22 protein-coding genes are annotated in these 20729 nt (G+C 40.8%); 15 read left to right on the forward strand and 7 right to left on the reverse strand.

The window, feature by feature from the left end; genetic code table 11:
* The first annotated feature begins 127 nt into the window (after positions 1 to 127).
* Positions 128 to 874: a YciK family oxidoreductase gene (locus AC6H44_RS08390; RefSeq protein ID WP_500735038.1), complete on the forward strand. Its 747-nt coding sequence runs from the start codon at positions 128 to 130 to the stop codon at positions 872 to 874.
* 66 nt (positions 875 to 940) lie between these two features.
* Here the strand turns inward: AC6H44_RS08390 and rluB are convergent, their stop codons facing one another.
* From rluB to AC6H44_RS08405, 3 genes are all read right to left on the reverse strand, one after another.
* Complete coding sequence (gene rluB, locus AC6H44_RS08395) at positions 941 to 1810, reverse strand: 23S rRNA pseudouridine(2605) synthase RluB (RefSeq protein ID WP_500735039.1); 870 nt, start codon at positions 1808 to 1810, stop codon at positions 941 to 943.
* Positions 1807 to 2397 carry an SMC-Scp complex subunit ScpB gene (scpB, locus tag AC6H44_RS08400; protein ID WP_500735040.1) on the reverse strand — a complete coding sequence of 197 codons (591 nt, stop codon included), beginning with the start codon at positions 2395 to 2397 and terminating at the stop codon, positions 1807 to 1809. Before scpB ends, rluB begins: the two co-directional genes overlap by 4 nt.
* A 189-nt stretch (positions 2398 to 2586) precedes the next feature.
* Complete coding sequence (locus AC6H44_RS08405) at positions 2587 to 3018, reverse strand: exonuclease III (RefSeq protein WP_500735041.1); 432 nt, start codon at positions 3016 to 3018, stop codon at positions 2587 to 2589.
* A 240-nt stretch (positions 3019 to 3258) separates the two neighbouring features.
* Here AC6H44_RS08405 and xthA point away from each other — a divergent pair, with 240 nt between their 5' ends.
* The 3 genes from xthA to AC6H44_RS08420 are packed head-to-tail and all read left to right on the forward strand — an operon-like array spanning position 3259 to position 5521.
* A complete protein-coding gene (gene xthA, locus AC6H44_RS08410; protein ID WP_500735042.1) occupies positions 3259 to 4065 on the forward strand; it encodes an exodeoxyribonuclease III in 807 nt (268 codons plus the stop codon).
* Between the two features lie 5 nt (positions 4066 to 4070).
* Complete coding sequence (locus tag AC6H44_RS08415) at positions 4071 to 4718, forward strand: energy-coupling factor ABC transporter permease (RefSeq protein WP_500735043.1); 648 nt, start codon at positions 4071 to 4073, stop codon at positions 4716 to 4718.
* Positions 4715 to 5521 carry a putative RNA methyltransferase gene (locus tag AC6H44_RS08420; RefSeq protein ID WP_500735044.1) on the forward strand — a complete coding sequence of 269 codons (807 nt, stop codon included), beginning with the start codon at positions 4715 to 4717 and terminating at the stop codon, positions 5519 to 5521. The genes AC6H44_RS08415 and AC6H44_RS08420 overlap by 4 nt, the downstream gene beginning before the upstream one ends.
* Here AC6H44_RS08420 and yfbV read toward each other — a convergent pair.
* The gene (gene yfbV / locus AC6H44_RS08425; protein ID WP_500735045.1) at positions 5499 to 5948 is read right to left on the reverse strand and encodes a terminus macrodomain insulation protein YfbV; all 450 of its coding nucleotides are present in this window, start codon (positions 5946 to 5948) and stop codon (positions 5499 to 5501) included. The two genes, AC6H44_RS08420 and yfbV, sit on opposite strands and share 23 nt — an antisense overlap.
* 268 nt (positions 5949 to 6216) lie before the next feature.
* Between yfbV and AC6H44_RS08430 the strand changes: the two genes are divergently transcribed.
* The 6 genes from AC6H44_RS08430 (at position 6217) to AC6H44_RS08455 (ending at position 12491) form a co-directional block, all read left to right on the forward strand.
* Entirely contained in the window at positions 6217 to 7431 is a 1215-nt protein-coding gene (locus AC6H44_RS08430; protein WP_500735046.1) for an acetate kinase, read from the forward strand.
* Between the two features lies 1 nt (position 7432).
* Positions 7433 to 9586, forward strand: a complete 2154-nt coding sequence (gene pta / locus AC6H44_RS08435) for a phosphate acetyltransferase (protein ID WP_500735047.1) — start codon at positions 7433 to 7435, stop codon at positions 9584 to 9586.
* A gap of 233 nt (positions 9587 to 9819) precedes the next feature.
* Positions 9820 to 10317: a PTS glucose transporter subunit IIA gene (locus tag AC6H44_RS08440; RefSeq protein ID WP_500735048.1), complete on the forward strand. Its 498-nt coding sequence runs from the start codon at positions 9820 to 9822 to the stop codon at positions 10315 to 10317.
* A gap of 4 nt (positions 10318 to 10321) precedes the next feature.
* The gene (locus tag AC6H44_RS08445; protein ID WP_500735049.1) at positions 10322 to 10666 is read left to right on the forward strand and encodes an ArsC family reductase; all 345 of its coding nucleotides are present in this window, start codon (positions 10322 to 10324) and stop codon (positions 10664 to 10666) included.
* Entirely contained in the window at positions 10666 to 11796 is a 1131-nt protein-coding gene (gene dapE / locus AC6H44_RS08450) for a succinyl-diaminopimelate desuccinylase (RefSeq protein WP_500735050.1), read from the forward strand. Before AC6H44_RS08445 ends, dapE begins: the two co-directional genes overlap by 1 nt.
* The gene (locus tag AC6H44_RS08455) at positions 11796 to 12491 is read left to right on the forward strand and encodes a M15 family metallopeptidase (protein WP_500735051.1); all 696 of its coding nucleotides are present in this window, start codon (positions 11796 to 11798) and stop codon (positions 12489 to 12491) included. The genes dapE and AC6H44_RS08455 overlap by 1 nt, the downstream gene beginning before the upstream one ends.
* Here the strand turns inward: AC6H44_RS08455 and AC6H44_RS08460 are convergent.
* Positions 12478 to 13353 carry a DMT family transporter gene (locus AC6H44_RS08460; RefSeq protein WP_500735052.1) on the reverse strand — a complete coding sequence of 292 codons (876 nt, stop codon included), beginning with the start codon at positions 13351 to 13353 and terminating at the stop codon, positions 12478 to 12480. The two genes, AC6H44_RS08455 and AC6H44_RS08460, sit on opposite strands and share 14 nt — an antisense overlap.
* A 155-nt stretch (positions 13354 to 13508) precedes the next feature.
* Here AC6H44_RS08460 and AC6H44_RS08465 point away from each other — a divergent pair, with 155 nt between their 5' ends.
* From AC6H44_RS08465 to AC6H44_RS08480, 4 genes are read left to right on the forward strand one after another with little or no spacing between them, the layout of a single operon-like run.
* Positions 13509 to 14873, forward strand: coding sequence for a COG3014 family protein (locus AC6H44_RS08465; RefSeq protein ID WP_500735053.1), 1365 nt, complete (start codon positions 13509 to 13511; stop codon positions 14871 to 14873).
* Positions 14874 to 14881: 8 nt separating this feature from the next.
* Positions 14882 to 15307: a YcfL family putative periplasmic lipoprotein gene (locus tag AC6H44_RS08470; protein WP_500735054.1), complete on the forward strand. Its 426-nt coding sequence runs from the start codon at positions 14882 to 14884 to the stop codon at positions 15305 to 15307.
* Positions 15308 to 15318: 11 nt separating this feature from the next.
* Positions 15319 to 15936: a penicillin-binding protein activator LpoB gene (gene lpoB, locus AC6H44_RS08475; RefSeq protein ID WP_500735055.1), complete on the forward strand. Its 618-nt coding sequence runs from the start codon at positions 15319 to 15321 to the stop codon at positions 15934 to 15936.
* Positions 15937 to 15951: 15 nt separating this feature from the next.
* The gene (locus AC6H44_RS08480; RefSeq protein ID WP_500735056.1) at positions 15952 to 16419 is read left to right on the forward strand and encodes an outer membrane lipoprotein; all 468 of its coding nucleotides are present in this window, start codon (positions 15952 to 15954) and stop codon (positions 16417 to 16419) included.
* Between the two features lie 60 nt (positions 16420 to 16479).
* On the opposite strand, the gene AC6H44_RS08485 is transcribed toward AC6H44_RS08480, so the two are convergent.
* A complete protein-coding gene (locus tag AC6H44_RS08485) occupies positions 16480 to 16926 on the reverse strand; it encodes a DUF4826 family protein (protein WP_500735057.1) in 447 nt (148 codons plus the stop codon).
* 119 nt (positions 16927 to 17045) lie between these two features.
* Complete coding sequence (locus AC6H44_RS08490; protein WP_500735058.1) at positions 17046 to 18440, reverse strand: M28 family peptidase; 1395 nt, start codon at positions 18438 to 18440, stop codon at positions 17046 to 17048.
* Between the two features lie 277 nt (positions 18441 to 18717).
* Between AC6H44_RS08490 and AC6H44_RS08495 the strand changes: the two genes are divergently transcribed.
* On the forward strand, positions 18718 to 20565 hold the full coding sequence (locus tag AC6H44_RS08495; protein WP_500735059.1) for an ABC transporter ATP-binding protein: 1848 nt from the start codon (positions 18718 to 18720) through the stop codon (positions 20563 to 20565).
* Positions 20566 to 20729: the final 164 nt, after the last annotated feature.

A 20729-nucleotide genomic window follows, 5' to 3' on the forward strand; every position in this document is an offset into this window, starting at 1 on the left:
TAATGAGACATTAGACCAGTTAAACTTAACGTAAACTTTCTTGTTTCGCCACTTAAATTTTTAATAAATTCGATTACTTGCTGATTTGCTATGTTAAAATTAAAAAAAACTAAACATTGGTACTTTTATGCATACCTATCAAGCAACTGAAAACGCACTTAAAGATAAAGTAATTTTAATAACAGGCGCAGGTGATGGTATTGGCCGTGTTGCAGCAATTACCTATGCTAAACATGGTGCAACCGTTATTTTATTAGGAAAAACAACTAATAAGCTAGAATGTGTGTACGATGAAATAGTCAACGCGGGCTACCCGCAACCCGCTATTGTGCCTATGGATTTAAAAGGCGCAACAAAGCAAAACTACCGCGACCTTGCTGCCACTATCGAAAGCCAATTTGGCCGCCTAGATGGACTATTAAATAACGCTGGTATTTTAGGTACTTTAGGGCCGTTGGAGCACTTTTGTTCATCAACATTCGAAAATGTCATGAAAGTCAACGTTACTGCACAAGCGATGATCACCAAAGCGTTGTTCCCTGTAATGCGTAAATCTAAAAGTGCGTCGGTGGTATTCACATCATCGGGTGTAGGGCGAAAAGGACGAGAATTTTGGGGACCTTACGCCATTTCTAAATTTGCGGTAGAAGGTATGATGCAAACATGGGCATGTGAAGTTGAAAAAACGCCAATCCGTGTTAATTGTATTAATCCAGGTGCAACACGCACATCAATGCGAGCAAGTGCATTCCCAGGCGAAGACAGAAATTTACTTACAACACCGGAAGATTTAATGCCAACTTACTTGTATTTAATGAGTGATGACTCACAAAATATCAATGGCCAATCCTTAGATGCACAAGCTAAAAAATAACGCTTAGTTATTTAAAGATGTTAAACAGCCGCTATAAAAAGCGGCTTTGTTGTTTTAATACCGTAATTACTTACGTTTAGTCGGTTTTACACGTTGGTTGTGCTTTTTAACCGCTTTACGAATTTGGTTTATTTTAGCGCGTTTATCTTTACGCTTTTCAGGCATAACCGACAGTTTAGTTTGTGTCTCTTTACCCAGCTTTACTGTTTTACGTAGATAGTTAACCGTGTCTAAATCGTACTCAATCCAGCCACCTTGTGGTACGCGCTTATCAAGTTCTAATTTGCCATAGCGAATACGAATTAAACGTGATACTTCCACATCTTGTGATTGCCATAAACGACGCACTTCACGGTTACGACCTTCGTTAAGCGTTACGTTATACCAACGGTTAATACCCTCACCGCCCATAGGTTTAATACCCGTAAACTTAGCGGGGCCATCTTCAAGCTCTACACCTCGAAGTAAGTTTTTTAGTGTTTCGTCAGTCACTTCACCAAATACACGGGCTGAATATTCGCGTTCAACTTCATAACTTGGGTGCATTAAACGATTTGCTAATTCACCATCATTAGTAAACAGCATTAATCCTGAGGTATTAACATCTAATCGGCCTACCGCTATCCAGCGATCGCCATCAATGCGTGGTAAGCGATCAAAAACGGTTCTGCGCCCTTCTGGATCTTTACGGGTACTTAATTCACCCTCAGGTTTGTTATACATAATTACACGACAAATTCTGTCGGCTTTTTCTTCTATTTTAACAGTATGGCCATCAACACGAATTAAATCGGTTTCTTCAACTCTGTCACCTAGTTTTGCCACTTTACCGTTGACACTCACACGATTACCGTCAATATATTTTTCCATTTCACGGCGTGAGCCCACGCCTGCACGGGCTAGGACTTTTTGTAACTTTTCACCTTGTATACTCATTTGGATGGTTCTCTCACAGAAGGATCACTTAATAACTGGGTAATTTTACTTTGCTGTTGCGCTGGCAATGCGGGTAAATCATGAAGTCCCGTTATCGAAAAATAATCTAAAAATTGTTTAGTCGTTGCATAAAGTGCCGGTTTACCGGGTACTTCTTTATGCCCTACTACTTTAACCCATTCTCTTTCGAGTAGGGTTTTAATAATATTTGAGCCAGTTGCTACGCCGCGTACTTGCTCAATTTCGCCGCGGGTAATGGGTTGTTTATACGCAATTAACGATAGCGTTTCGAGCAAAGCTCGCGAGTATTTAGGCGCTCGTTCTTGCCATAAATTACTCAACCATGGGCTTAAACTACTGCACGCTTGAAATCGATAACCACTTCCTACTTCCACCAAACGTATGCCACGCGTTTGGTAATGTATTTGAATTGCCTCTATAGCTTCATTAATTCGCACCATAGAAATGGTTAAATCATTTAAAACGGTGTCCTTAAGATGGCGTTTCGAGATGGGCTTGTCTGCCACAAAAATCGCCGCTTCAATGATTTCAATTAATTGCTCATCACTAATTCGCCGACCGACCATACCCACTCTTAAGTTAATAAAAATACACAGCCATCTATTATGACAGAACAACACCAAACTAGGAAAACATATTGTGTAAATAACTCAATAATGAATTAAATATTACTGGTTATGAAATGCGTCTTGCTGTTAAAAAACAAAAAGCCCAGCAATTGCTAGGCTTAAGAATAAGGTATTTTACACGTTAATTTAGATTGCTGCGTTTTGGTAACGCTTAACAAAATCAGTGACGTTTTGGCCATTACATTTTAACGAGCTTAAGTTACCAATTTGCTTACGTACGGGTTGTAAACCTTGCTTTAATGCAGTGATACATAATTGTGTTTCTTGATGTGAGTCTTTTGCAAACACTTCAATTTTAGATACTGCAGGTTGCACTGCGGTTTCTTTTTTTGCAATGTCACGAATGTCTTGACCGTTACATAGGATACTTTTTGAAAAACGCGACAAGGTTACACCATGCTGTGCTGCCATTTTACGTGCCGCAGAAAATCCCTCATTGGCGCTCACTACGCACAAGTTAGACTCTAATTTGTTGTCTTTACTGAAGTAAGTACTGCTTTGTGCAGTAGCGGTTACAGAAACAAAAAGAGAGGCAGCTAAAAGTAATTGAGTTTTCATCAGATAATCCTATTTGAACGAGTTAAACAAACGATTTTCGCGCATTATATAGACAACTTTTAACATATCAATTGAATATTTTATTTATTTTATTATTTAATAATGCATTTACAATGTTTAAACATTAAACAGTTATTGATCAACATTTGTGCAGTTATTTTCTCATTTCAGTCATGTTATGTCGCTCTAAATGCTGATACAATTTAGCCAGTAATGAAAATAAACTTAAAGGTAAACTTTATGAAAGTGATTTCTTTTAATATCAATGGCCTGCGTGCTCGCCTACATCAGTTACAAGCTATTATTGATAAACACCAGCCAGATATTATTGGTCTTCAAGAGATCAAAGTGCATGATGAAGCGTTCCCGCTAGATGATGTGCAAAAAATGGGTTATCACGTTTATTTTCATGGCCAAAAAGCGCATTACGGTGTGGCAATGTTATGCAAAAAAGAGCCAAAGTCGGTATTGAAAGGGTTTACCACTGACACCGATGAATCGCAAAAGCGTATGATCAGCGTGACTGTTGAACAAGATAATGGCCGCGACCTGCATGTCTTAAATGGCTACTTCCCACAGGGCGATAACATTAATCACGACACTAAATTTCCTTATAAGCGTCAATTTTATCAAGACTTAATGACCCACCTTAATAGCCATTTTAACCCTGAACAAGATGTCATTGTAATGGGCGATATTAATATCTCCCCAACCGACTTAGATATTGGTATTGGTGATGTAAACGCAAAACGCTGGTTAAAAACCGGAAAGTGTTCATTTCAACCCATTGAGCGTGAGTGGCTAGCAACTTTATTAAACTGGGGATTTAAAGACACCTTTAGAGAGAAAAACCCTGATACCGATGATCAATACTCCTGGTTTGACTATCGCTCTAAAGGTTTTGTTGATAACCGAGGACTGCGAATCGATGTGGTACTGGCAACGCACGATTTAGCAGCGCGTTGTGTCGACACAGGTATAGATTACGAATTACGTGCCATCGAAAAACCGTCCGATCATGCACCCATCTGGTCTGAGTTTAATTAACGATTATGTTAAGCACACAGTTACAAATATTACTGTGGGTAGTTGTCATTGTTATTGGCTTTTTGAGCATTAACAAAACAACATACAGCCATTTATTTAACACCCCTGCGAGGCAAACAGGCGTGTTTGCTTGTGCGCTGGTGCTCGCTTTATTATGGCGTATCAAGGCCGGTATTTTACCCGGCCTCGATTTACATATTTTAGGTATTACTGCTGTCACGCTTATATTGGGTTGGCGTCTTGCTATTTTAAGCTGTCTATTAGCAACAACACTATTAACTGCTTTTGGCCAAATTGCCTTGGAATTAGTGGCGTTAAAGTTAGTGATCAGTGCATTTATACCGGTTTTATTAAGCTACTTTGTGTTTATGCTGTGTTATCACTATTTAGCAAGGCACTTTTTTATATACATATTTATTTGTAGTTTTTTAACGGCGGGTGTTGTTGCCTGCGTTAATATTTTACTCGGCGGTACTTTTTATTATGCAATAGGCGAATATAATTGGCATCAACTAACCGAAAACTATATTTATCTCAGTCCTATTTTGGCTTTTCCTGAGGCTATGTTAAATGGCATGGCAATAACAGTACTGATCACCTATCGCCCGCACTGGGTAAAAACTTTTTTTGATAAGGACTATTTAGGCCCATGAGTCTTCATTACCACTGCCCTATTTGCAAACACCCTTTAGTGCTTAGTGATAAAACATTATGTTGTGATAATAATCACAGCTTCGATTTTGCTAAAGAAGGTTACATAAACTTACTGCCAGTGCAAAACAAAAACTCCAAACAGCCGGGTGACTCTTTAGAAATGGTGCAAGCTAGACGCGCTTTTTTAGAGCGAGGATTTTATGGTTTTTTACAAACCGCCTTAGCGAATATTGTTAAATCTTTAAATGCAAACATCATCATTGATTTAGGCTGTGGAGAAGGTTTTTACACTCAGGCAATAGAAAATAGCAGCCAAGCAACGGTATACGGCGTTGATATATCAAAATCGGCAGTAAAATACGCAGCAAAACGCTATAAACAATGCCATTTTAGCGTAGCGTCAATTAGCCAAGCCCCGTTTGATGATCACCTTACTGATGTGTTAATTAGCGTGTTTGCACCTTTATTTGACAGTGAACTTGCACGCCTAGTTAAAAATGGTGGTAAGTTAATAGTAGCAAGCCCAGGTCCTACCCACTTAAAAGAGTTGAAAAATTATATTTATCATAATGTTAATGATCATACTGAAATCGTTGCACCTACAGGATTTGTAACGGGCTCAACACAGTTGCTCACAGAGCAAGTGGAACTGACATTTATAGATATAAAAAACTTGATCATGATGACACCCTTTGCTTGGAAATTTAGAGCTAAGCACTGGCAGATGCTAGAACAAAAAAAGCAGCATACTGTCACCTTGTCATTTTATATTACCCAATTTACAAAAATTGCTCCTGAGTGAACGTTTTGTCCATTTTATCAAACATATCTTTAAGCAATTGTGCAAGCTCCAAATAACGGGGCTTTTTTTGTCCCATTTGCGCGTCGTAACCGTTAGCAACCATTTTTGCAAACAACTCGTTGTACCAGTGTAGCATTGCAGGCTCTAGTTCTGTTTGTGCACGCCTGCCAAGCCACAAAAAACCCTGCAACGGTAGCGAAATAAAAAAAAGGCTACTGGCAATCGCTTGAGGTAAAAAATCTGAGCCTAAATAATTAATCTGAAAAAACAATGTCAACATTGCCAATATTGGCATTACGGTAATAGCAAGCTCAGTAGCTTTAATCACTTTAAATTCTGCAAAGAGTGGCGCTGTCTCTTTACGCATTGGCCATGTTTTAGCGTAAGAACGCCCTAATTGCACTTGCGACATCACACTTTTTTGCATTATAAATCCTCACTGTCACGGTATTAATACTTTAAAAAATATAACCTTCATGTCTTTATAAAAGTGTAACACAATTCAAACTATTTATACTTTATCGGTAATAATGCTTAACTTCACCACTAAATTACAATAAAAACATAAATTACCAGTGCAATCGAGCAAAATCACTTTCAATAAAGTCAACGACACTTTAGTCTATACCCATTTAGGCTATCGAAGCTTATATCATCCAAGTGTACTGATTAAAACTTAAATGGAAAATGAACCTATGCCAACACTCCCTAATAAACCAAGCCATGTTTTGGTACTCAATTGTGGAAGCTCAAGTCTTAAGTTTGCAATTATTGATGCAAATACAGGAAACGATATTATCTCAGGTTTGGCTGAGCGCCTAGGCGCTGATGCTCCTTTAATAAAGTATAAGTTTAAGGGAAGCAAGACCACCATTGAGCTTGCCCCTAATCAAGCGCACGGTCACGCAATTGATACGTTGGTTAATTTAATAAAAGATCACAACCTTGATGAGCAGTTAATTGCAGTAGGTCATCGTGTTGTTCATGGTGGCGAGCACTTTACCCAATCAGTATTAATTGATGAAAACGTTATTGCCGGTATTACTCAAGCCGCGACCTTAGCACCGTTACATGGTCATGCGAATTTACTGGGGATATCCTCAGCACAAGCATCATTTAAAAACTTACCGCAAATAGCGGTGTTTGATACCGCATTTCATCAAACCATGGATGAAGTGGCTTATCTGTATGCACTTCCGTATCAGCTTTATAAATATTTTGGTGTTAGGCGCTATGGTTTTCATGGCACCAGCCATTTTTATGTGGCAGGGCAAACTGCGAAGTTATTGGCACTTCCTATTGAAAACAGTAACTTTATTAGCGCCCACTTGGGCAACGGCTGTTCAGTGTGTGCGATCAAAAATGGCAAAAGTGTTGATACCAGTATGGGGTTAACTCCGCTTGAAGGGCTTGTTATGGGTACGCGCTGTGGCGACATTGACCCTGGTTTGTTTAACTTTTTAACCACGCAACTCGATTACACTGCTCAGCAAATTGATGACTTACTCAATCAAAAAAGTGGTTTACTAGGAATAAGCGAGCTGTCTAACGATTGTCGAACAATAGAAGAAGCCGCTATGGCAGGCAACCAGCAAGCGATGCTAGCACTTAATATATTTTGTTATCGCCTTGCAAAACAAATAGCCGCTTACATGGTGCCACTACAACGACTTGATGCGCTTATTTTCACTGGCGGCATTGGCGAAAACTCAGATATTATCCGTGAAAAAGTACTCGAGCAATTAACCTTTTTAGGATTAAGTTTAGACTCTCAAGCCAACCTAGATGCGCGTTTTGGTCAATCAGGTTTAATCACGACGACTGATTCAACAAGCAAAGCCGTGGTTATGCCAACAAACGAAGAGTGGGTTATTGCCCTTGATGCCGCAAACATTACCAAGGAGTTATAATATGGCTCGTCGAATTATGTTGGTCCCTGTATCTACAGGGGTTGGTCTAACTTCTGTATCAGTTGGACTGGTAAGAGCGTTGGAGCAAAAAACGGTTAAAGTTAATTTCTTCAAACCTATCGCTCAACCTCGCTCTGGTGAAACAGGCCCTGAGAAATCGACCCAAATAGTCACTCAAGGCTCACCCATTGATCCACCAACGCCGTTTGCACTTGATTACGCAGAGCAAATGATTGGTGATGGCAAAGGTGATGACCTATTAGAAGAAATTGTTGAACGTTTTCAAAGCAAAATAAACGATGACGAAGTGGCTATAATTGAAGGTATGGTGCCGACTCGTCGCCAACCTTATGCAGGTCGAATAAATCGTGAAATAGCCCAAACTTTAGGGGCCGAGATAGTATTTGTGCTTACTCCTGGAAATTACAGTATCACTCAAATTGAAGATCGTCTTGAAATAGCCGCGGGTAACTACGGTGGCATTGATCACCCTCGTGTATTGGGCTGTATTTTTAATAAAGTAAATGCACCGCTTGATGAAGAGGGTCGTGCCCGTGCTGATTTAGTCGACACCTACAAGCCTGAAGCGCTTAATAACGAGCTAAACCGATTAGCTTCTTTACCTATCTTCAGAAAAAATCCATTTATGTTACTTGGCGCTATTCCATGGGATTTTGAACTGGTTGCTCCGCGCGTTAAAGATTTAAGTGCTTATTTAAAAGCCACCATAATCAACGAAGGCGATATGCTGCACCGTCGACTCAGGCGCATTACTTTTTGTGCGCGCACGGTATCTAACATTTTAAATTATTTTACTCCCGGTGCTTTGTTGGTCACCCCTGGCGATCGCTCAGATATACTGGTAGCGGCTTGTTTATCAGCCATGAATGGGACAAAACTAGGGGCAATTTTACTCACTGGGGGTTTTGAGCCTGAGCCTCGAATTATGACGCTGTGCGAACAAGCAATGCAAACAGGTCTACCCATCCTAGCAACTGAGGGGGATACATGGCGTACCTCTTTATTGTTGCATAATTTTAACCTAGAAGTGCCCAGCGATGATGAACAGCGAATTGAAAAAGTAAAAGATCATAACGCTGCGCATATCGATTCTGATTGGTTAGACACATTAGCAAAAAGTGTGGGGAAAATGCGTAAGCTATCTCCCCCTGCTTTTAGGTATTTATTAACCGAAAAAGCACGAAAAGCCGATAAAACAATTGTCCTGCCTGAGGGGAACGAGCCTCGCACTATTAAAGCGGCTGCTATTTGTGGCCAGCGTGGCATAGCTAAAACCGTTCTGCTTGGCGATCGTGAAGAAATATTACGCATTGCAGAGCAGCAAGGCATTGAACTAAACGAACATGTGACCGTGATAGAACCAAGTAGTATTATTACTGACTACGTGGCTCCTATGGTTGAAATTCGCAAAAGTAAAGGCCTTACAGAGGTCGTCGCTCAAGAACAACTGCAAGATAACGTAGTACTGGGTACTATGATGCTAGCGCAAGGTAAAGTAGATGGCCTAGTATCGGGTGCGGTAAACACCACCGCAAACACTATTCGCCCACCATTACAATTAATTAAAACCGCGCCCGGCTCGTCATTAGTGTCGTCAGTGTTTTTTATGCTGTTGCCAGATCAAGTGCTTGTATATGGTGATTGTGCTATTAATCCCGACCCTAATGCTGAACAACTTGCTGACATTGCCATTCAATCTGCTGACTCCGCTGCCGCATTTGGTATAGAACCTCGAGTGGCCATGATAAGTTACAGCACCGGAGACTCAGGCAGTGGTGCAGATGTAGAAAAAGTGCGCGAAGCAACAAAAATTGCCCAGCAAAAACGCCCTGATCTCATCATCGATGGGCCATTACAATACGATGCCGCTATTATGGAAAGTGTGGCTATTCAAAAAGCACCAAACAGTCCTGTAGCTGGTAAAGCAACGGTGTTTATTTTTCCCGATTTAAATACCGGTAATACCACCTATAAAGCAGTACAACGAAGTGCCGATTTGATCAGTATTGGTCCTATGTTACAAGGCATGCGAAAACCGGTTAACGACTTAAGCCGTGGCGCATTAGTTGACGATATTGTGTATACCATTGCCCTAACAGCCATTCAAGCGGCGCAAACAGAAGCACTTAATTAACGCCTAAAACTAACATGCCCTTTTTATAGCCTAACTATTTTTTAATTATTAATTATATAGTTAGGCTATTTATACCTTGCAACCCCCAAGCTTATCCACAGAAATTGTGGACAATTTTTCCAACGCTAATAAAAATATTAGCAGAGGCTAGGTTTGAGCCTTTAATTTAGTTTCAATACTCTATACTATAAAGCCATGACCTTGTTACTGGCGATGCGCTTAATGTCAAAACAATGAAATCTCAAGATGTTAGCTTTTTAACTAAAAACAAAATTAGCCGTAGTGCCATGCAAATAACTAGCCCATTTAGCGGCCAAGTAATCTCATTAAAAGCACACCCGGATCCTTTTTTTCGCTATGGTACACTCGGGCCCGGCGTTACAGTGACATTATCGAGCCATAATATACTCGCGCCTTTTAATGGTAATTTGTTACAAGTGAGAAACGCAGGCACCGAGTTTGTTTTAAGGGCTAATAACGGGCTCACCGTATTAATTAATTTAGCCATTCCTGAATCTCAAACAATTATGCATACCCATATTGCACAGCTTAACGACAGTAAAATCACTAAAGGTCAGCGGCTTGCTTATTTTGATTTACGTGAGCTCGACTCGCCTATCTTAGCCAGCCTTATTTTACTTAATGGCCATGACCTAGGCACATTTCATTATTCTCACCCGTTGGTTAAAGCGGGTGTAGATACCTTATTAACGATAATTAAAAAGAAGTAGATTTATGATCATCCTTTATGGCATTAGCAACTGCGATACAATTAAAAAAGCAAAAAAGTATTTAAGCGATTACAACATTGCATACACTTTTCATGACTATCGCAAAGACGGCGTTAATAACGATATGGTAAGCGACTTTGCAGAACATATTGACTGGGAACAATTGGTTAATAAACGTGGTACAACCTACAAAGCACTTTCTGAGGTGCAAAAACAAAATTTAACCAAACAAACCGCTATAGATTTACTCGTTGAACACCCTGCGATGATCAAACGCCCTGTCCTAATAAATAACGGGCAATACCATTTAGGTTTTAAAGCCGCCCAATACGATGAGATTTTTAAATAATGACCCATCCAGTAATTACCCTAGCTCAAGCTTTAATTCAGCGAGAATCGGTGACCCCTGAAGATGCTGGCTGCCAACACATGATAAATGAGCGCCTAAGCGCCATTGGTTTTGATATAGAATCGCTATTTTTTACCGACACCCTTAATACATGGGCGCGTAAAGGAGCGCAGTCACCGCACTTTTGTTTTGCAGGTCATACCGATGTAGTGCCCACCGGACCTGAAAAAAACTGGCAGCACCCACCTTTTGCAGGGCTCATTGAAGACGGTTTATTACATGGCCGGGGGGCTGCCGATATGAAAGGCTCACTCGCAGCTATGGTTGTGGCCACCGAGCGTTTTGTAGCTAAGCATCCTAATCATAAAGGCTCTATTTCGTTTTTGATCACCTCAGATGAAGAAGGCCCTTTTATCAACGGCACTACTCGCGTGATAGACACCTTAGAAGGGCGCGGTGAAAAAATTGATATGTGCCTTGTTGGCGAGCCTTCATCGCGCGATGTGCTTGGTGATGTGGTTAAAAATGGCCGTCGTGGTTCACTCACTGGCTTTTTAACCATAACCGGGGTGCAAGGGCATGTAGCGTATCCGCATTTAGCGCAAAACCCGATTCACTTAGCCACCCCAGCTTTAACGCAGTTAAGCCAAACTGTGTGGGATATAGGTAACGAATTTTTTCCTGCCACCAGCTTTCAAATCTCTAATATTAATGGTGGCACAGGCGCTGGCAATGTTATTCCAGGGGAACTGGAAGTGCAGTTCAACTTTCGATTTAGTACCGAAGTGACTCATCAGCAGCTGCAACAAAAAGTGAATGCGATTTTACAAACGCACAAGTTAAATTATGAACTCAACTGGATTGTAAATGGCCTGCCCTTTTTAACCGAGCATGGTCCGTTGGTTGATGCCACAGTAGCAGCAATTAAATCGGTAACAGGGTTAACCACTAACCTAGAAACCACCGGCGGCACCTCAGATGGGCGTTTCATAGCACAAACAGGCGCTAAAGTAATTGAGCTGGGGCCACGTAATGCCACAATTCATAAAGTAAACGAATGTGTCAGCACTGACGATTTAATCGCGCTGGCCGATATTTACGAGCAAATATTAGAGCAACTGTTAAGTTAATGACTGCAAAAATAGAACTCACTCAATGCATTACGGGTCAAAGTGATGAACACTTAGTTGCCCTACAAAATCACTATTTGCACGGCAATATTATCAATGACTTTATTGCACTGCAAACGGCTGCGGCCTCAGCAGGCTTTGATTTATGTATTGCATCAAGCTTTCGGGATTTTAACCGCCAATCGGCTATTTGGAATGCTAAATTTTCCGCTAAGCGGCCGGTATTAAACAAAGCGCAACAAGTGGTTGATATAAATTCACTCAGTGATATCGAAAAATGCATTGCTATTATGCTGTATTCGGCGCTACCGGGAGCGAGTCGCCATCACTTAGGGACTGATTTGGATATTTACGATAAAGGCGCAGTGAATGATAACTATGTGTTGCAACTAAGCCCCTGTGAGTATCAGCAAGGCGGGCCCTTTGCCAAACTAAGTCAGTGGTTAGATACTCACTTAACTGAATTTGGGTTTTATCGACCTTACCAACATGATTTAGGTGGGGTAGCGCCTGAGCTTTGGCATATTAGCCATATTGCACAATCAGCGCAGCTAATGGGTCACCTTACGCCAGAAGTGTTACACAACTGTATTGAGCACAGTGATTTATTAGGTAAAGACGCTATTTTAACCCACTTACCTGCATTGTATAAACGCTTTGTGATCAATGTAAGTCCACCAGCTAAGCGGTTTTAGTCTTGTTATTTAACGTAAAAACCAATACCGCTAGTAAAATGATACTGCTGGGGAGCATAAATTGTACAGTTAATGTCTCTGATAAAAACACCGATCCTGCCATAGCCGCCAAAACGGGCACACATAACTGCACTATGGCTGCATGCGTGCTCTTTAATAGTGGCATAGCCACATGCCAAATGCTGTAACCTACGCCAGATGCGATGGCACCTGAGGCTATTGCAAGTAACGCCCCTTCGATACGTATATTTTTAAGCTGGCTCATTCCTACCACGATTAAAATAGGCAGCACTAATAAACTGCGGATAAAGTTGAAGGTAGTTTCCCTCAGTGGCGAAACACACGCCTTGCCACGAATACTGTAAATTCCCCACGCAATGCCACTTACACTCATTAATAATGCAGCCATCAGCGGCGGTGCTGTTTGCGAGGGCAGCATTAAGTAAACAAATGCCGCAAACGCTACTATAAATGCAAGCCATTGCACGACACTTAAGCGCTCTTGCTTATAAATGCCCCAGCCTATCATGGTAAATTGCACCGCCGAGAATAAAATAAGCGCCCCCATGCCGGTATCAAGCTCAATATAGGCAACAGAAAAACACAGCGCATACACTAATAAGCTAGCACTGCTACGCCAACTACCTGTATCGTTAATAATAGGATTACTTAACTGCGGTTTTTTATTTAACTGCCTAGTATACAGCAGCATAATAATGCTCAAACACACTGCCCCGCTTAGTAACCTAATAACGGTAAAATTCCACGCATCAATGTAGCCTTGCGCCAACGCTAACCGACACAATAACGAGTTGGCAGCAAAGGCAACTAACGCAATAATAGTAAACAAAGTGGCTTTCAAATAAATTCCCGTAATATTGATGAATAGGTCGCGCAATAAAGTACGATACAATTAAAATCTCATTTTATTTTATACACTACGCTTTTTTACACTCTTTCACAGTTGGAATTATAAGTAGTGTGTTAATCTTATAAAATATAAATAAAGGAGTCCGTGTGCGCTACATTTTAATTTTCAGTCTTTGCTTTTTAACAAGTGGTTGCAGCACCATTGGCTTTGACGATCTATTTAATGATTACGCCACTAATACCACCCCAATAAGGCAAGCAATAGCCAGTAACGATTTAGAAAGTACGCGCAGCTTAATAAATAACAATAATTCATCACACAGTAATTATTTATTAAATCAACTAGAGCTTGGCCGTATCGCTGACCTAGCAAATAACTCTGCTAACGCGCAGTCTCATTTTGAAACTGTCTATCAACAAATGCAAACTAAGCGTCAGGCTGCAAAAATACAACTAAGTGCTGGGCTTGAGCAAAGTAACGCATTGCTAACCAACGACTCAGCCATTAGCTACACACCACCCGCCTATGAAATGAGTATGCTTCACAGCTATAAAGCACTAAATTATGTTTATAACTACGATGTAGAAAGCGCATTGGTTGAAGTACGCCGCGCCAATAAAGTACAAGTTGATGCCCTTATGGATAATCAAAGTGAATTTGATAATACCGTTGCTCAAGCACAACAGCATTACCCTAATATGGACAACTTAATTCGCTCGGTAAAAAACGGCTTTCAAAATGCGTTTACGTTTTATTTATCAGGATTATTGTACCAAGTGGCAAACCAAGCTGATGATGCCTACATAGATTACAAAAAAGCGCTCGAAATACAGCCGAATAACCAATATTTACAGCAAGATTTACTGCGCTTAGCTAAAAAGCAAGGGTTCGTTGATGATTATAACCAATTTAAACAGCAGTTTGATGAGGCTAACGCCTTAAATAAAAACCAAGGCGAAGTGGTTATATTATTTGAGCAAGGCCTGATACCAAAGCAACACGAATTTAAATTACGGCTGCCCATTTATACCTCACAGGGGGATGCACGCTTTTATAGTCTCGCCATGCCAGTATATATAAATAACGCCTACACTAGCACCGTTAACAACATAAAAATTAATGAGCAATCATTGCCATTAAGTCCATTAGTACATCTAGAATCATTGGCCGCTAAAACATTAGAGCAACAAGTACCTGGGCGCCTATCGAGGCAAATATTACGCCTCGTGGCGAAAGAAAAAATGCGCGCTGAACTTGCTCGTAGTGCCGGTGATGTAGGAAATATTTTAGCGAACCTATATAACTTAGCCTCTGAGCAAGCAGATACACGCAGTTGGCTTACCCTACCCAACCAAATAAGCCTTGCTCGCAGCGCAGTGGCTGCGGGCGAACATACTTTAAATATTGGCTCACAGCCACCGATAAATTTCACCGTTAGTAAGCAAAGGTTAACATTAATTTACTTAACCTCTATTAATAACTATTTTAACTTCCATGTCGTGCAGCTTTAGGAGCCATCATGAAATACATACTTCCCCTTATTGCGTTGCTTATGCTTAGTGCATGTTCCACCCGCCCTGTGACATCAGGCATTGGGGTTGAGCAAACTGCCAACGCCTACAAAAAGCAACTCAGTGTTAACAACCCACAGTTAGCTAAAAAACTATTAATTAGTGATGTAAAAACGCGTCAAACAAACAACTTAACGGATGTAGTTGTCACCTTAGCGAGTAACTATAAAAAGTCGCAATATTTGCAGTATCAATTTAACTGGTTTGATAAAGATGGCTTTATAATTAAAGGCAACCACTCGCCGTGGCAAGCTATTACATTATTTGGCTTTGCTAAAACGCAACTCGCAGGACTTGCGCCTACTCCTGATGCCGTTAGCTTTTCTTTAGCAGTAAGAGAAGTATCAACTAACGCACAAGAATTTAAAGATTAAAGGAAACTATAATGATCAATACACCATTAAAATCACTTTCTAGCTATGCAATTTTAAGCTTAGCTGCGCTGGCACTTTCAGGCTGTGCTAATAAAGCCGTAGTTAGTTATGGGGATGCACAAGCAGTAGAAACCACCGACATTAATTTTGGTTCTACTGACTTACAAAAAGTAGCCTCGCAAATGACCGACTCACTGCTGGGCTCGCCAGTGGTTGGTACTATGACTGCCAATACCCGCCCTGTGGTATTTGTTGAGCGCATTAAAAATAAAACCAGTGAACACATAGACACAGAATCAATTACCGACTCAATTTCGACTCAACTACTTCGCAGTGGTAAATTTAGATTTGTTGATATGACCCGTGTAGAAGCGGTTCGTGAGCAACTAACATTTCAAAACGAAGATGCATTGATCAATCCAAGCACAGCGGTTGCCTTTGGTAAACAAATTGGCGCGCAATATATGTTGTACGGCAACTTATCGAGCATTGTTAAATCTAACGCCGATAAAGCCGATGTGTACTACAAATTTACAATGCGCTTAATGGACATGCAAAGCGGTCTTGTGGAATGGGCTGACGAAACCGAAATCCGTAAAACACGTGAAAAATCAACCTTTGGTTGGTAACGAAAAGGAGTGATCATGAGAACGCTCAGCTTAATTTTATTTACTATATTTATATTTAGTGCGCCTACTTTTGCCAAATACGAGCGAAATAAAGCAGTCCCGGTACAGCAAGTACTTTTTGGTAAAGTAAAATCGATGCGCACCATTAGTGAGCAACAACTGGTACAAGACAAAACTAACGGTTGGAAAACCTTTGGGGGTGCCTTACTAGGTGGCGTTATTGGTAACCAATTTGGTGGCGGCAGCGGCCGCACGGTAGCAACTATTCTAGGTTCGGTAATTGGTGGTAATGTTGCGCATAACCAACAGCAATCACAACGCTATGAAAAGACCCAACTCGTTGAATTACTGATACAAGTAGAAAGTGGTGAACAATTTATGGTGATTCAAGACCATGATCCCGCGATGCGTTTTCATCAAGGCGATAACGTACGCCTAATTTATTTAACTAATAACACAGTGCGCGTAGATAGCGCGTATTAAAGACAAAAACCTAACTTAGGTAACTCGGTTAGGTTTTTTTTGTCTACTCATTTGTATTTACTAAGCGGGTTGTTTTGCCCAAAGCTGTTCATTTTCGTGCATTTCATATAAGCCATGAGCACGATTGATCAGTAAATTGGCAAAGTCAGCTTGGGTTTTATCACGCGCACCCGCGGTGATAATTTGATCGGCTTTTAACTGCCACTGCAATGAAAAATAACGCATTGCATCGCGGGCATCTTTTGCTGCAGACGCCTCCACATGATCGGTAGGTAAACGGCCGGTGATCACCCAATAGCTTTTACCATTTTGTGCTTTAAACTTCCAAAGTGCGCACAATGGAGCTAAAAAGCGGCTTTCTTTTTCAAGCAGTGTTTTTGGCATAATACCTTTTTCAGCGAGGTGCTTTTGCGCATTTTGAAAACATTCGCGCTGCCATTGAATTTCTTGTTGCTGTAGCTCAGCTTGTTGCTCTGGCGTTAATGGTTGTTGTTCTTGTTGTTGCATATTAATAACCTTGTTACTTCTTTTTTTACACTTTAAGGGCATAACAAATAAGGTGCAAGCATAAAGAACATGCTTAACACCATAATGTTAGTTATTTGCTGTGTTTTTAAGCAAACCGATTATTTAATATTATGATCAAATGACCCAGCATCACCCGGGAACACCACCGGTGATTCAATACCGCTTTTACTCACACTGGCAACACCAAAGTAATAATTGTCAATGACCACATTCTCTAATGTAAATTCATTCACATTAGCGACCCATTGACTGTATTGCCACTGTGGCTCACTGGTGTAACGCCAATAAATACGGTATCCCGCTAAATTTTTGTCATCTGATGGCTGCCACGAAAGCGTTGTATCGGCGCGCACTGCACCGCTAATTTTAACCTCTTTAGGCGGCGCAGGTGCCCACGCCATTGACGCTAAACTAACCGCATTTAATGATGTGAGTTTTGCTGCATAATCAAAATCAACACCTTCAATAGTATCACCATAAACAACACCATTTTCGGTGCGTAAATCTTGATGTTGACGATCGTAATGTTCGTTTGTTTCCATTATACGCACTGCAGCAAAACCCGCGTCGTTAAATGGACGATGATGTCCGCCTCGAGCAAATCGGTCGAGTCTGTATACCAGCATAGTATCTAAATTAGGAATGTATTTGTCGGCAACAGTATCAATATATCGTGCTAAATTACGACTTGCTGAGTCTACCTCACCACCAGTAAAACGACGCGTACGTGCTTGCTCTTTGGTTTCAACCACACGAGTGCCTTCAGAAAAAATACGCGCAGTGGTGTTATCGGTTACGCCATTAATACCGATTATGTTACCAATCATGTCGTTATTTAAAACACCATGAACCTGCCAATCATTTTTTTGTGCATAAGCGGTTAAAATTTTACCGCCAAATAACCCCTGCTCTTCGCCCGAAAGTGCAGCATAAACCACGGAGCCGTTAAATTGGTATTGTGATAACACACGCGCTGCTTCAATAATCCCAGCAACACCAGATGCATTGTCGTTGGCACCTGGCGCATCACTGGTAAAGTCCATTACGTCGCTTACCCGCGAATCTATATCCCCTGACATCATTACCATGCGATTAGGATCGGTATTGCCACGTTGAATCGCGACTATATTAACCACTTCTACAGGGTTAGGAATACGCTTTTCCCCCGAGATAGTTTCTTTTACCTCTAGTATTTCTAAACAACCGCCACACTGTGCAGAAATCGCTTCAAACTCTTGTTTTATCCAGCGTCTCGCTGCGCCAATGCCGCGGATGTCAGATTGAGTCTCTGATAATGTATGACGCGTACCAAAGCCCACCAGCGTTTGTATATCACTTTCAATACGCTGCGCCGAAATGTCTTGTGCTATTTTATGCAATGATGCTTGTTGTGTTGACTCGCCAGCGACGCTAGTGAGTGTTACCGAGCATAATGATGTGAGCAGAGCACATTTTATAAATCGATTAGTTAACGTTAAAGGTAAATTAGGCATATTAGTTTGACTCCCATGATGAATCTTTTCCACATGCCAGTGCACTGTACTAACCGCAAACCTTTTGAGATAAACGCTAAGCTGCGCACGCTTAATTACATATTATTAACAGTATTAGGCATCTCTCTTGAGTATTAATAAAATAATATTAATCACCTTGAACATATTAAACGTACAAAATGCTTCATAAACAAAACTCTTCTTGTCTCCACTGTGCCTTTTAAGGTGGTTTGGGTATAGTGAGCCTATATAAACAATAAATTATTAAGCAGTTAATATGTATCGACTATTCGAACGAATGACAAATCCATTCCCTGAACATTCACCTACTCAGCCCCCCAATACTTTATTTGCATTTTGCCGGCATTACACCAAAGGAATGGGCGTGTCGTTACTGCTTATGTCGTTAAGCGCAGCATTGTTGGCTATATTAGAAGTGTCTCTGTTTAGTTATATGGGTCAATTGGTTGATTGGCTTAGTGAATACACACCCGAAGCGCTGTTTTCACAACAACAATCCGAGCTAATCAAAATGGCAATTATGCTACTTGTTGTATTGCCTGTAGTTGTATTTTTTAGATCCGTACTGTTACACCAAGTCCTATTAGGCAATTACCCCATGTCAATTCGTTGGCTGGCTCATCGTTATTTATTGCGTCAGAGCGTGAGCTTTTTTCAAAACGAATTTGCTGGGCGAATAGCCACTAAAGTCTTGCAAACCTCCTTAGCAGTACGTGAGTCAGTCACTAAGTTACTCGATGTTTTAATGTACATTAGCGTTTATTTTGGCTCCATGGTATTTTTAGTTGCCGCTTCAGACTGGCGTTTAATGTTACCGTTATTAGTTTGGTTAGCCTTGTATGTATGCGTACAAATTTACTTTGTACCTCGATTAAAAAGCATCGCTAGTTCACAAGCCGATGCTCGTTCAGAAATGACTGGTCGCATCGTCGACAGTTATACAAATATCTCAACTATTAAATTGTTCTCGTATACCCAACGCGAAGAACAATATGCCAAACAAAGTATGGATGTATTTTTACAACCTGTTTACAAACAAATGCGCTTGGTTACAAGCCTGAACGTGGTTATTCAAAGTTTAAACTATTTATTAGTATTTTCGGTGGCGGCCGTTTCTTTGTATTTATGGTCGTTAAGCGCAATAAGTGCAGGAGCGATTGCAGTGGCACTGAGCCTATCATTAAGGCTCAATGGCATGGCGCAGTGGATAATGTGGGAGATAAGCAGCTTATTTGAAAATATTGGGACCGTTGCCGATGGTATGCGTACCCTTTCCAACCCGATTGCTGTTGATGACAAACCCGGCGCGGGTACGTTAAAGGTAACCCAAGGGGCAATAAACTTTACTAATGTGCATTTTAATTATGGCAAAACCGCCAATCAAAATAACCGCACTCCTGTAATAAACGGTTTAAACTTAAACATTAAACCTGGTGAAAAAATTGGCTTAGTCGGTCGCTCTGGTGCAGGTAAATCAACCCTGGTTAACTTGTTGTTGCGCTTTTATGACACCGATAAAGGCAGTATTACTATTGACGGCCAAAACATAACCGATGTTAGCCAAGAAAGTCTGCGTCGTTATATAGCGATGGTCACTCAAGATACCTCATTACTGCATCGTTCAGTAAAAGATAATATTTTATACGGCAGGCCTGATGCCACCGAAGCTGAAATGCTCGATGCCACTAAACAAGCCAAAGCCCTCGATTTTATAAACGACTTAGAAGACAGCAAAGGTAATAAAGGTTTTGACGCGCAAGTAGGTGAACGCGGGGTAACCCTCTCTGGTGGGCAGCGCCAACGGATTGCCATTGCTCGAGTGTTACTCAAAAACGCCCCTATTCTTATTCTTGACGAAGCCACCAGCGCCTTAGACTCTGAAGTAGAAGCCGCCATTCAGGCAAGCTTAGATGATTTAATGACTGGTAAAACCGTAATTGCTATTGCACATCGATTATCAACCATTGCCCAAATGGACAGACTCATTGTACTTGATGAAGGCGGCGTTGTTGAACAAGGTAGCCATAATGAATTAATTGCTCAAGGCGGTATTTATGCAGCATTATGGGCACATCAAACCGGTGGTTTTATTGGTGTAGATTAGAGTTTTATATCGACTCTCTGTAAATGTCAAAAGGGCAGGCAATTAAATAATAGCTTGCCCTCGTTTACTAGGTTTTATTATTTGTTTATTTTAAATAACTATTTAAGTTACTGATTAGGTACTAACAACCCCCACCTTGTACCTGTATTTAAAACCTCATATTC

This window comes from Pseudoalteromonas sp. TAP-3C (assembly GCF_059888565.1).